The organism is Salmonella sp. NW645 (assembly GCF_051703725.1).
Taxonomy (GTDB): domain Bacteria; phylum Pseudomonadota; class Gammaproteobacteria; order Enterobacterales; family Enterobacteriaceae; genus Salmonella; species Salmonella enterica.
Window position 1 is genome coordinate 162373 of the sequence record NZ_JAMMKR010000009.1, and the last position, 12614, is coordinate 174986.

General features: G+C 53.3%; 11 protein-coding genes. 5 read left to right on the forward strand and 6 right to left on the reverse strand.

Annotation, left to right across the window (positions count from 1 at the left end; all coding sequences use genetic code 11):
• Positions 1-28 precede the first annotated feature (28 nt).
• The 4 genes from poxB to NA389_RS18835 all read right to left on the reverse strand — a co-directional run bounded on the left by poxB (position 29) and on the right by NA389_RS18835 (position 5580).
• Complete coding sequence (gene poxB, locus NA389_RS18820) at positions 29-1747, reverse strand: ubiquinone-dependent pyruvate dehydrogenase (protein WP_000815324.1); 1719 nt, start codon at positions 1745-1747, stop codon at positions 29-31.
• A gap of 157 nt (positions 1748-1904) precedes the next feature.
• Positions 1905-2873 carry an NADH oxidoreductase gene (gene hcr / locus NA389_RS18825; protein ID WP_001538209.1) on the reverse strand — a complete coding sequence of 323 codons (969 nt, stop codon included), beginning with the start codon at positions 2871-2873 and terminating at the stop codon, positions 1905-1907.
• Positions 2874-2884: 11 nt separating this feature from the next.
• Entirely contained in the window at positions 2885-4537 is a 1653-nt protein-coding gene (gene hcp / locus NA389_RS18830) for a hydroxylamine reductase (protein WP_000458793.1), read from the reverse strand.
• A 143-nt stretch (positions 4538-4680) separates the two neighbouring features.
• Positions 4681-5580 (reverse strand): lysine exporter LysO family protein, encoded by a 900-nt coding sequence (locus tag NA389_RS18835; RefSeq protein ID WP_000491120.1) that lies wholly within the window; start codon positions 5578-5580, stop codon positions 4681-4683.
• A gap of 200 nt (positions 5581-5780) precedes the next feature.
• On the opposite strand from NA389_RS18835, the gene NA389_RS18840 reads away from it, so the two are divergent.
• The gene (locus NA389_RS18840; protein ID WP_000599770.1) at positions 5781-7439 is read left to right on the forward strand and encodes an ATP-dependent endonuclease; all 1659 of its coding nucleotides are present in this window, start codon (positions 5781-5783) and stop codon (positions 7437-7439) included.
• Here the strand turns inward: NA389_RS18840 and NA389_RS18845 are convergent.
• Positions 7436-8386, reverse strand: coding sequence for a VirK/YbjX family protein (locus NA389_RS18845; protein ID WP_001528818.1), 951 nt, complete (start codon positions 8384-8386; stop codon positions 7436-7438). The genes NA389_RS18840 and NA389_RS18845 overlap by 4 nt on opposite strands.
• Before the next feature lie 145 nt (positions 8387-8531).
• Between NA389_RS18845 and macA the strand changes: the two genes are divergently transcribed.
• Together macA and macB are read left to right on the forward strand one after the other, a co-directional pair.
• Positions 8532-9650, forward strand: coding sequence for a macrolide transporter subunit MacA (gene macA, locus NA389_RS18850; RefSeq protein ID WP_001201743.1), 1119 nt, complete (start codon positions 8532-8534; stop codon positions 9648-9650).
• Positions 9647-11593, forward strand: a complete 1947-nt coding sequence (macB, locus tag NA389_RS18855; RefSeq protein ID WP_000125900.1) for a macrolide ABC transporter ATP-binding protein/permease MacB — start codon at positions 9647-9649, stop codon at positions 11591-11593. Before macA ends, macB begins: the two co-directional genes overlap by 4 nt.
• A gap of 129 nt (positions 11594-11722) precedes the next feature.
• Here the strand turns inward: macB and cspD are convergent, their stop codons facing one another.
• Entirely contained in the window at positions 11723-11944 is a 222-nt protein-coding gene (gene cspD, locus NA389_RS18860; RefSeq protein WP_000447499.1) for a cold shock-like protein CspD, read from the reverse strand.
• A gap of 150 nt (positions 11945-12094) precedes the next feature.
• Between cspD and NA389_RS18865 the strand changes: the two genes are divergently transcribed.
• Positions 12095-12172, forward strand: coding sequence for a hypothetical protein (locus NA389_RS18865; protein WP_212742690.1), 78 nt, complete (start codon positions 12095-12097; stop codon positions 12170-12172).
• 95 nt (positions 12173-12267) lie between these two features.
• Positions 12268-12588 carry an ATP-dependent Clp protease adapter ClpS gene (gene clpS, locus NA389_RS18870; protein WP_000520789.1) on the forward strand — a complete coding sequence of 107 codons (321 nt, stop codon included), beginning with the start codon at positions 12268-12270 and terminating at the stop codon, positions 12586-12588.
• Positions 12589-12614: the final 26 nt, after the last annotated feature.

The window sequence follows — 12614 nt, forward strand, 5'->3', positions numbered from 1 at the left end:
TGGATTTTAAAAGGTGATGTGCACTGTTTTACCTTAGCCAGTTCGTTTTCGCCAGTTCGATCACTTCATCGCCGCGGCCGCTAATAATGGCGCGTAGCATGTACAGGCTAAAGCCTTTCGCTTGTTCCAGTTTGATCTGCGGCGGGATCGCCAGCTCTTCTTTTGCCACGACCACGTCAACCAGTACCGGGCCGTCAATGGAAAACGCGCGCTGTAGCGCTCCGTCCACGTCTGCGGCTTTTTCCACGCGAATACCGGTAATGCCGCAGGCTTCGGCGATACGCGCGAAATTGGTGTCGTGCAGTTCGGTACCGTCGGTAAGGTAGCCGCCAGCTTTCATTTCCATCGCCACAAAGCCCAGCACGCTGTTATTAAAGACGACGATTTTTATCGGCAGCTTCATCTGTACCACCGAGAGAAAATCGCCCATCAGCATACTGAAGCCGCCATCACCGCACATCGCGATAACCTGACGACCAGGCGCGGTGGCCTGAGCGCCGAGCGCCTGCGGCATCGCGTTGGCCATTGACCCGTGGTTAAACGAGCCCAGCAAGCGGCGCTTGCCGTTCATTTTTAGATAGCGGGCCGCCCAGACGGTCGGCGTGCCGACATCGCAGGTAAAAATAGCGTCGTCAGCGGCGAAATGACTAATTTGTTGCGCCAGATATTGCGGATGGATGGCTTTGTCGCTGAGTTTGGCTAAGTCATCAAGTCCCTTACGGGCGTCCCGATAGTGCTCCAGAGCTTTATCGAGGAATTTACGATTGCTTTTTTCTTCCACCAGCGGCAGCAGGGCGCGAAGCGTGGCTTTAATATCGCCCACCAGCGCCATGTCGACTTTGCTGTGCGCGCCAATACTGCCCGGGTTGATGTCAATCTGAATGATTTTGGCATCGCTCGGATAAAAGGCGCGGTAGGGGAACTGGGTGCCGAGCAGGATCAGCGTATCGGCGTTCATCATGGTGTGGAAGCCAGAAGAGAAGCCAATCAGGCCGGTCATTCCCACATCATAAGGATTATCGTACTCAACGTGCTCTTTGCCGCGCAGGGCATGAACGATTGGCGCTTTTAGTTTTGCCGCCAACGCGACCAACTCCTCATGCGCGCCCGCGCAGCCGCTACCGCACATCAATGCGATATTGCTGGAGTAACGCAGCAGTTGCGCCAGTTTTTTCAGCTCTTCTTCCGCCGGCGTGACGACGGGGTGCGGGGCATGGTACCAATGAGTGACGGCGTTTTCAGGCGCAGGTTTCAGCGCTACGTCACCCGGAAGTACGACCACGGAGACGCCGCGATTTAGCACCGCTTTGCGCATGGCGATGGCGAGTACCTGCGGGATCTGCTCCGGGCTGGAAACCAACTCGCAATAGTGGCTGCATTCACGGAACAACTCCTGCGGGTGGGTCTCCTGGAAATAACCGCTGCCGATTTCACTGGACGGAATATGGGCGGCGATCGCCAGAACAGGGACGTGGTTACGGTGGCAATCAAACAGGCCATTGATCAGGTGCAGGTTGCCCGGTCCGCATGAACCGGCGCACACTGCCAGCTCGCCGGTAAGCTGCGCTTGTGCGCCGGCGGCGAAAGCGGCAACCTCTTCGTGGCGGGTTGGCATCCATTCAATGGTTCCCATACGATTAAGACTATCGCTCAGGCCGTTCAGGGAGTCGCCAGTGACGCCCCAGATTCGTTTTACGCCAGCCTGTTCCAGCGTTTTGGCGATAAAAGCAGCAACGGTTTGTTTCATGGTTCTCCATCTCCTTAAATGTGATAACGGTTACAAGTTTAGTTGAAGATGACGATGACGTTTTTCTTTGGCGAAGAGAGGGGCGAAAGGATGAAGCGAGTGGTAAATCGCCCGGTGGCGCTAACGCTTACCGGGCCTACGATGGAACGTTTACCGATTATGCGAGAACAAGATCGCCCTGCGGATGGCAGGAGCAGGCCAGTACGTAACCTTCGGCAATCTCCGCCTCGCTCAGCGTCATGGTGCTGCTCACCGTATAGTCGCCGGAAACGACTTTGGTTTTACAGCAGCCGCAAACACCTGCCCGACAGGCAGCGGCAACCGGTACTTTATTACTCTCCAGCGCCTCCAACAGCGTTGTACCGATCGGGGCATAAAATTCCTGCGCTGGCTGTAGTTTGGTGAATTTCAGGCCGCTGGTTGCCGTTTCCGCCACCGGCGTGAAGAACTTCTCTTTAAAGAAGCGCGTTACGCCAAGCGCTTTCACGCCCTGTTCGACGAAATCCATATAGGGCGCCGGGCCGCAGGTCATGATGGTGCGCGATGCCAAATCCGGTACGCGCTGTAACAATTCCGTGGTCAGACGGCCCGCGACAAAACCTTCCGTGGCATGATTTTCCGCCACTAGCGTGACCGGATACTGTTGCCACTCGTCGGCAAAAATCACATCATCCGGCGAACGGACGTTAAAGATGACCTGCACATCGGCCTGCGGGCGGTATTTCGCCAGCCAGCGACGCATCGACATGATTGGCGTTACGCCACAACCGGCGGCGAGCAGCAGAAACTTATCTTCTGTTTTATCGTCACAGGTAAAATCGCCCATTGCATCAGACAGCCAGATGTAATCGCCGCGCTTGATGTCATGGGTCAACCACTGTGAACCCGTGCCATCTTCAATCCGACGAACGGTCAGCGTGATATATTCACTGACGCCCGGCGTAGACGAAAGGGTGTAGGCGCGCAGCGTTTCCGCTGAATTACGCACGCTCACCAGCGCATACTGCCCGGCGCGGTAAGGGTAGTAGTCATGGCATAATAGCGCAATTGTCCATACATCCGGCGTCTCCTGACGGATGTGATGCACCTGCATTCGCCAGGGACATTGTGAGGTTGGCATCGTCATCATTGGCCTCCTTACGCGCTCAGCAATTGCTTCATGTCTTCTTCAACGGTGGTCACGGAGCGCAGACCGAACTTCTCGTTGAGGATAGCCAGCAGATCCGGCGTGAAGAAGCCCGGCGCGGTCGGCCCGGTGACAATATTTTTCACGCCTAATGACAGCAGCGTCAGCAGAATCACGATCGCTTTCTGCTCAAACCAGGAGAGCACCAGCGATAGCGGCAGATCGTTGACGCCGCAGCCCAGTTTTTCCGCCAGCGTCACCGCCAGGATAATCGCGGAGTAAGCATCGTTACACTGACCGGCATCGACCAGACGCGGCAGCCCTTCGATGTCGCCGAACTCCAGTTTGTTGAAACGGTATTTACCGCACGCCAGAGTCAGGATCAGGCAGTCATCCGGTACGCTGGTGGCGAAATCGGTAAAGTAGTTACGCTCGCCGCGCGCGCCGTCACAGCCGCCGACCAGGAAGATGTGGCGCAGTTTTTCACGACTGACCAGATCGATGAGCGTATCGGCAGCGCCGAGCAGGGTCTGACGGCCAAAACCGACGGTGATGAGATGCGGAATTTCGCTATACGGGAAGCCCGCCATCTGCTGCGCCTGGGCAATGACCGGCCCGAAGTCATCACCTTCAAGATGGCTAACGCCCGGCCAGCCGACGATGCTACGGGTCCAGATACGGTCGTCATAGCTGCCCACGGTCGGGTCGATAATGCAGTTAGAGGTCATCACGATTGGGCCAGGGAAGCGGGCGAACTCGACCTGCTGATTCTGCCAGCCGCTGCCGTAGTTACCGACCAGATGCTTGAATTTACGCAGTTCCGGATAGCCATGTGCGGGCAGCATTTCACCGTGAGTGTAGACGTTAACACCGGTGCCTTCGGTCTGCTCCAGCAGGTTGTAGAGATCTTTCAGATCGTGACCGGAGATCAGAATGCACTTGCCTTCAGTCGCTTTGACGTTGACCTGAGTCGGCGTTGGGTGACCGTATTTGGTGGTTTCACCGGCATCCAGAATGCTCATCACTTTGAAGTTCATCTGGCCGATTTCCATTGCGCACTCCAGCAGCGCGTTCATATCAGCAGGCCAGGTGCCGAGCCAGGCCATGATTTTGTGGTACTGCGCGTAAATGTCGTTGTCGTATTGACCGAGAACATGCGCGTGCTCCATATACGCCGCCGCGCCTTTCAGACCGTACAGGCACAGCAGACGCAGGCCGAGGATATTCTCGCCAATGGCGGCTTTGTCTTTATTCGGGGTAAATTCCGCCGCCTGACGTTGCAGTTCGCCCAGATCGTCGCTAACCAGTTGCAGATCGGCCATCGGATTTTCGCAATGCGCATTGGCATCCACGCTCAGGCACTGCGCTTTCAACGCTTCACGCAAGGCAATCGCTTCACGGGCGTAGCCGACGATACGCGGAGAGTCGAAGTTAACATTGGTCAGCGTGGAGAAAAACGCGCGCGGCGCAAAGTTATCAACGTCGTGATTAATGATGCCATATTCACGGGCCTTCACCGCCCAGGCAGACAAACCTTGCAAAGCCGCAATCAGCAGATCTTGCAGATCGGACGTTTCAGCTGTTTTACCGCACATTCCCTGCGCGTAGGAGCAGCCGTTTCCGGCTGGTGTACGGATGGTTTGTTCACATTGCACACAAAACATGGTCACACCTTTTAAAGTTATATTTAATATACATGTTTAAGGTTATGCCTGTGAACAAAGGGATAAAAGGGATTTCTGCCATAATGTGCAAGGAGATTGATTTAGCGCAATTTTGGCGGCAGATGCCTACCGCCAAAGAGGTATCAGGCCGAGAAGAACGCCATTAAGAGGGGGACCAGCAGGCTGAGGATAAAGCCATGTACGATAGCCGCCGGAACAATCTCTACGCCGCCGGAGCGCTGTAATACCGGCAACGTAAAGTCCATTGAGGTCGCTCCGCACAGGCCCAACGCCGTTGAACGGCTGCGGCGAACCAGGCCGGGAATAAGCATAATGGCTAAGAGTTCGCGGGCCAGATCGTTAAAAAATGCCGCGCTGCCGATAACCGGTCCAAACGACTCCGTCAGCAAAATACCGGAAAGAGAGTACCAGCCGAAACCTGACGCCATCGCCAGGGCGGTTTTTAGCGGTAAGCCCAGGATAAACGCATTAATCACGCCGCCCAGTAATGAGCTTGCCACGACAACGACCGCGACCATCATTCCCCGGCGGTTAAGCACAATTTGCTTTAAGGTCATGCCGCTATTTCGTAGCTGAATCCCCACCAGGAACAATAAAAAGATCAGCGTATATTCACTGGCTTCGGTGGCGTGCTGTAAAACAGAGAGTCCGCTCAGGCCGATAACAAACCCCAATACCACTACGCCGCACAGTTGCAGCGACTCCAGCGCCATGGCAATACGCGAAGGCAGTTTTTCCTGCTGATGATGGTGACGCCACGGGAGGATACGTTCCAGCCACAATAAGGCAGCGATATTACACAATAAAATAATCGTAATACTGACAGCGGAATAATGAAAAATCGCCACCAGATTACTGGCGAGGTTATCCAAAAACGCCAGGCTTATTCCCATAAAAAAGAGAATAAGATACACGATCCAGCTCAGTAGCCGGTTAATAAGTTGTAATGCGGCTTTATGTCGCAGTGGAATGAGATAGCCCACAATCAGTGGAACCAGAATGATTAAAAGTCCTGAAAACATGAACAGCCGGGCCCTTTTTTATTGTTTGAATAGCGTACATGACACTACCGAATTCCAGACTATCAGTAAAGCGACACCGTCAGCCGTACATTTATCATACAGTTGCCTCAGGCAAAGGAGGGAATATCACGCCAGGCGGAAGCATTTGCCGTTATACTGCGGTGAGTTTAATGGAGTGGTGACGCTTTTCTGGAGGAAGCATGATTCTCGAACGCGTTGAAATAGTGGGATTTCGCGGTATCAACCGACTGTCGTTGATGCTGGAACAAAACAACGTGCTGATTGGGGAAAACGCCTGGGGCAAATCCAGCCTGCTGGATGCGCTGACTCTGTTATTGTCGCCGGAACTCGATCTCTACCATTTTGTCCGTGAGGATTTCTGGTTTCCGCCTGGCGACATAAAAGGACGCGAGCATCACCTGCATATTATTCTGACTTTTCGCGAAACGCAGCCAGGGCGGCATCGGGTACGTCGTTATCGAGCGCTGGAAGCATGCTGGTCGCCTTGCGAGGATGATTTTCACCGTATTTTTTATCGGCTAGAGGGAGAGTGCGGCGCTGATGGCAGCGTGATGACGCTACGCAGTTTTCTTAATAGCGATGGGCAGCCATTGCCGGTGGAAAATATTAACGATCAGGTGCGCCATCTGGTTCGTCTGATGCCAGTGCTACGTTTGCGCGATGCGCGCTTTATGCGACGTATTCGCAACGGTACGGTGCCCAATGTGCCGGATGTTGAAGTCACGGCCCGACAGCTGGATTTTCTGGCGCGTGAGCTGGCGACCCGGCCGCAAAATTTAACCGACGGGCAGATTCGTCAGGGACTGTCCGCGATGGTGCAACTGCTTGAACACTATTTCTCAGAGCAGGGCGCAGGACAGGCGCGTCACCGACTCATGCGCCGGCGTTCGCAAAATGAGCAGCGTAGCTGGCGCTATCTGGATATTATTAATCGGATGATCGACAAACCGGGCAGCCGGTCGCATCGGGTGATCCTGCTGGGGCTTTTCTCCACGCTGTTACAGGCGAAAGGGACGCTGCGGTTACATAAAGACGCGCGACCATTACTTCTGGTGGAAGATCCGGAAACCCGTTTACATCCCATTATGCTTTCAGTCGCCTGGCAATTGCTCAATCTGTTACCGCTACAGCGGATAGCGACGACTAACTCAGGCGAATTGCTCTCGCTAACGCCGGTGGAGCATGTCGTACGGCTGGTGCGCGAATCTTCCCGCGTCGCCGCCTGGCGTTTGGGCCCGGGCGGGTTAAGCGCGGAAGATGGACGGCGCATCGCCTTTCATATCCGCTTTAATCGCGCGTCGTCGCTGTTTGCGCGTTGCTGGCTACTGGTGGAAGGCGAGACGGAAACCTGGGTTATTAATGAGCTGGCGCGTCAGTGTGGACATCATTTTGATGCGGAGGGCATTAAAGTCATTGAGTTTGCTCAGTCCGGTCTGAAACCGCTGGTGAAGTTCGCCCGCCGTATGGGAATCGAGTGGCATGTCCTGGTGGATGGCGACGAAGCGGGGAAAAAATATGCCGCGACGGTCCGCAGTCTGCTTAATAACGATCGGGAAGAAGAACGCGAACATCTCACGGCGCTGCCTGCGCTGGATATGGAACATTTTATGTATCGTCAGGGCTTTGCCGATGTTTTTCACCGGGTTGCGCAGCTTCCGCCTAATGTACCGATGAATACCCGGAAAATTATCACTAAAGCTATCCACCGCTCGTCAAAGCCGGATTTGGCGATTGAAGTCGCGATGGAAGCCGGGCGGCGGGGAATTGACGCCGTGCCGCCGCTGTTCAGAAAGATGTTCTCGCGCGTGGTTTGGCTGGCGCGGGGCCGGGCGGATTAGCGTTTGAATGTGGCCGGAACCTGTTCGACAACGCTATCGAGTAAAGCATAGCGGCGGCGATACTCGGCCCGTTTTTTACTGGCGATCTCCGCTTCGCTTTTTCGGGCGATCGCCAGCGGTAGCGTATAGTAATTCCCTTTAATTCTTTCACCGCCTAACGATTCCCAAAACGCGTCATAGTCGGCATGCATTTGCGTCTTTTTATCCATGTATCGCCAGCTACGGTAAACGTGCGCATCGTTACTCACGGCTATAATCTGCTCCGCCTGAAAGACTTGCGCAAACTGACAGAGAGCCTCCATCACGATGCGTTTGGGAAAAAGACCATGGCAGGCTTTGGTCGCCTGCTGGATAATTTCGTGAGGGACGTCGTTTGCCGCGCCCTGTAATCCGCCGATAAATAGTGTGCGTTGTTGGTTAAAGCGACACAGGGTAAATGTGATCTCTGCCAGAATACGTAACTGTGCGTCGCGAACAACAATAGTGCTTTCACCTTCTTTATCCAGTGAGACCAGACTGACTAAATCAAGTTGAAACAACTCGCCGGTTTTAGTTTCAAATTTAGCAAGATTCAGGCCATACTGACTTAAATAGCTAACTTGTTGTTCCCGCGATAAAAGTTGGCGCATCTGTTGATAATGAAAACACAGAGCGTCTAAGGCGAAATCGCGTTTAATATTTACAGCCATATAAGGACGATGTAGCCGAATAGGCAAACGCGGCTGACGAGCAAGTAACGTATTTAACTCCGGCCATTGGGTGAGATTGGTCAGTAATTGGCTGGTCGCACGCGGCATGACTAATGAGCGGATTAAAAACTTGCGACGAAAGCTGGCTTTACGCCAGAATTTTCCTGGCTGTAATTGCCCGCGCGTCAGACGAATAAATAATTGTAAAGGAGAGATGTGATCTGAAGTGTACCAGGTATTATCTGTAAGCTGTGTCATGATCGTAATCCGCGACATAAGATTGTCGAGATTGAACCACAGGAAACATTAACCAATCGTCAATACAGCCGACGCTATCTTTATTGTGTCAGGTTTGTTTAGATACGGTTTACTTTCTGGTTAAAATTTTGCCGTCAGGGTTTCTATGCGTGCTAAGGGAAAGAAATTTAAAAAGCGTTATCTGGCCATTATTTTAATTCTTTTAGTGGGGGGGATGGTTAGCTGGCGAATGATAAATGCGCCGCTGCCAACTTATCAGACATTAATCGTGCGGCCAGGCGATCTTGAACAGAGTGTACTGGCGACTGGAAAACTGGACGCGTTGCGTAAAGTGGATGTCGGCGCGCAGGTGAGCGGCCAGTTGAAAACGCTGCTGGTCTCCATTGGAGATAACGTTAAAAAAGATCAGCTACTCGGCGTGATTGACCCAGATCAGGCGGAGAACCAGATAAAAGAGGTCGAGGCCACCCTGATGGAGCTGAACGCGGAGCGTCAGCAGGCAGCCGCTGAGTTAAAGCTGGCGCGGGTTACGCTGGCGCGCCAGCAGCAGTTAGCTAAGACTCAGGCGGTATCGCAACAGGATCTGGATACCGCGGCGACGGAGATGGCGGTTAAACAGGCGCGTATTGGCACCATAGATGCCCAGATCAAACGTAATCGGGCCTCGTTGGACACCGCGAAAACCAACCTGGAATATACCCGTATTGTTGCCCCCATGGCGGGGGAAGTGACGCAAATCACTACCCTGCAAGGACAAACGGTGATTGCAGCTCAGCAGGCGCCCAATATTCTGACGCTGGCGGATATGAGCACCATGCTGGTAAAAGCGCAGGTCTCGGAAGCGGACGTGATCCATCTTCGGGCGGGGCAGAAAGCATGGTTCACCATTGCAGGCGATCCGCAAACGCGCTATGAAGGCGTTTTAAAAGATATTCTGCCGACGCCGGAAAAGGTCAACGACGCTATTTTTTATTACGCCCGGTTTGAAGTGCCGAATCCCAAAAGAATCTTGCGTCTTGATATGACCGCACAGGTTTATATTCAACTCATGGATGTCAAAAATGTGCTGATTATTCCTCTCGCCGCGCTTGGCGAACCGGTGGGCGGCAATCGTTATAAAGTGGCGCTGTTGCGTAACGGCGAAAAACGTGAGCGCGAAGTGGTCATTGGCGAGCGTAACGATACAGACGTGGAAGTGGTTAAAGGTCTGGAAGCGGGCGATGAGGTGATCATCGGCGAGAGCAGGCCAGGAGCGACGCCATGACGGCATTGCTTGAACTGCGCAATGTGAGTCGCAGCTACCCCTCCGGAGAAGAGCAGGTGGCGGTGTTAAAAGATATCTCCCTGCAAATCCACGCCGGGGAGATGGTGGCGATCGTCGGCGTTTCCGGTTCTGGAAAATCAACGCTGATGAATATCCTCGGGTGCCTGGATAAACCGACCAGCGGCACTTATCGGGTGGCGGGGCGGGACGTCTCTACGCTGGACCCGGACGCGCTGGCGCAGCTGCGGCGTGAGCATTTTGGCTTTATCTTTCAGCGATACCATCTGTTGTCGCATTTAACGGCAGCGCAAAATGTTGAAATCCCCGCCGTCTACGCCGGCATTGAACGCAAAAAACGCCAGGCGCGCGCCAGAGAGTTGCTTTTGCGGCTGGGATTAAGCGATCGCGTCGATTACCCACCTTCACAGCTTTCTGGCGGACAGCAGCAGCGTGTCAGCATTGCCCGCGCGCTGATGAACGGCGGACAGGTGATTCTGGCGGATGAGCCGACCGGCGCGCTGGATAGCCATTCCGGCGAAGAGGTGATGGCGATTTTGCGCCAACTGCGCGATCGCGGACATACGGTGATCATTGTGACGCACGATCCGCTGATTGCCGCCCAGGCGGAGCGGATTATTGAAATTCACGATGGCAAGATTGTCCATAATCCGCCCGCGCAGGAAAAGAAACGCGAACAGGGCGTTGACGTTGCCGTAGTTAATACGGCTCCCGGCTGGCGGCAATTTGCCAGCAGCCTTCGCGAAGCGCTGTCGATGGCGTGGTTAGCGATGGCCGCTAACAAAATGCGTACTTTACTGACCATGCTGGGAATTATTATCGGTATTGCGTCGGTGGTGTCGATTGTGGTGGTCGGCGACGCCGCAAAACAGATGGTACTGGCGGATATCCGCGCTATGGGCACTAACACGATTGATATTCATCCAGGCAAAGATTTTGGCGACGACAACCCGCAGTATCGACAGGCGCTGAAATATGACGATCTGGTGGCTATTCAGAAACAGCCGTGGGTTAACTCTGCGACGCCCAGTGTTTCAAAGAGCCTACGTCTTCGCTATGGCAATATTGATATTGCCGTAAATGCTAATGGCGTCAGTGGCGATTATTTTAACGTTTACGGCATGTCCTTTAGGGAGGGGAACACCTTCAATGCTGTACAGCAACAGGATCGCGCACAGGTGGTGGTGCTGGATGCCAACACGCGACGCCAGCTATTTCCAAATAAAGCGAATGTCGTAGGGGAAGTGGTGCTGGTGGGTAATATGCCGGTTATTGTTATTGGCGTGGCGGAAGAGAAACCGTCCATGTACGGCAATAGCAATCTGTTGCAAGTTTGGTTGCCCTATAGCACGATGTCAGATCGCATAATGGGTCAGTCATGGCTTAACTCGATCACCGTTCGTGTGAAAGATGGCGTTGATAGCGATCAGGCTGAACAGCAGCTTACCCGCCTGCTCACCTTACGCCACGGTAAAAAAGACTTCTTTACCTGGAATATGGACAGCGTCCTGAAAACGGCTGAAAAAACCACCTATACTCTTCAGTTATTTCTGACGCTGGTGGCCGTCATTTCGCTGGTTGTCGGCGGCATCGGCGTTATGAATATTATGCTGGTTTCCGTCACCGAGCGAACGCGTGAAATCGGCATCCGTATGGCGGTAGGCGCGCGCGCCAGCGATGTGCTACAGCAGTTTCTTATTGAAGCGGTGCTGGTTTGCCTGGTTGGGGGAGCGCTGGGGATTAGCTTGTCGATGTTCATCGCATTTATGCTACAGCTTTTCCTGCCCGGCTGGGAGATCGGTTTTTCACTGACTGCGCTGGCGAGCGCGTTTTTATGTTCGACGTTTACTGGGATACTGTTTGGTTGGCTACCGGCGAGAAACGCGGCGCGACTGGACCCGGTGGATGCGCTGGCAAGGGAGTAATCTTGCTGACGTCATTTGTCGGCCTGATAAGATGTAACAGTGTCGCTATCAGGAACTGGCGTTAAATAAAAATGCCAGCCGATCGGGCTGGCATTTTGCCTCCTGGATGTACACAATGAGACAGAGGAGCTATGCAACGGCCTCTGCTTCGATGGGCACGATGACGCTGGCGTGATTGCCTTTTGGCCCCTGGTGTACATCAAACCGGACAGACTGTCCGGCTTTAAGCGTTCTGTAACCATCCATTTGAATGGTGGAATAATGGGCGAAAATATCCTCGCCGCCGCCTTCAGGGCAGATGAAACCAAACCCTTTGGCATTATTGAACCACTTTACAGTACCCGTTTCCATGCTTCGACATCCTTCGTAAATCTTATATAAGTAAGATGGAATGAACCGGTGACGGAGTGGGGGCTGTTCAAAACCTCACCAACTCTCGACATTACAATTTAGAGAAATCAGGCGAGGCGTCAAGCATCAGGCAGGGGGGATCGGGTAAAAATGAATCAAAAATTTGAAGCAGTTAACGCTATTGCCGGGAATGTGACAGATGTCGCGGATGGTACTGATAGATGTTAGTTATCTATCAATTGAGGTAGATTGATTGTGTGCATAGACTCTGGTCAGCGGCAGATTTTCCTGCCGACAACCGTAACCGATAATGACGACTGACGATGGGTAAGACGAACGATTGGCTGGATTTTGACCAGCTGGTGGAAGATAGCGTGCGCGACGCGCTAAAACCGCCATCTATGTATAAAGTGATATTAGTCAATGATGATTACACTCCGATGGAGTTTGTTATTGACGTGTTACAAAAATTCTTTTCTTATGATGTAGAACGTGCAACGCAATTGATGCTTGCGGTTCACTATCAAGGCAAAGCCATCTGCGGCGTGTTCACCGCCGAGGTGGCGGAAACCAAAGTGGCGATGGTGAACAAGTATGCAAGGGAGAACGAGCATCCGTTGCTGTGTACGCTGGAAAAAGCCTGAATGCAGGTATAAAAATTGGGGGAGGT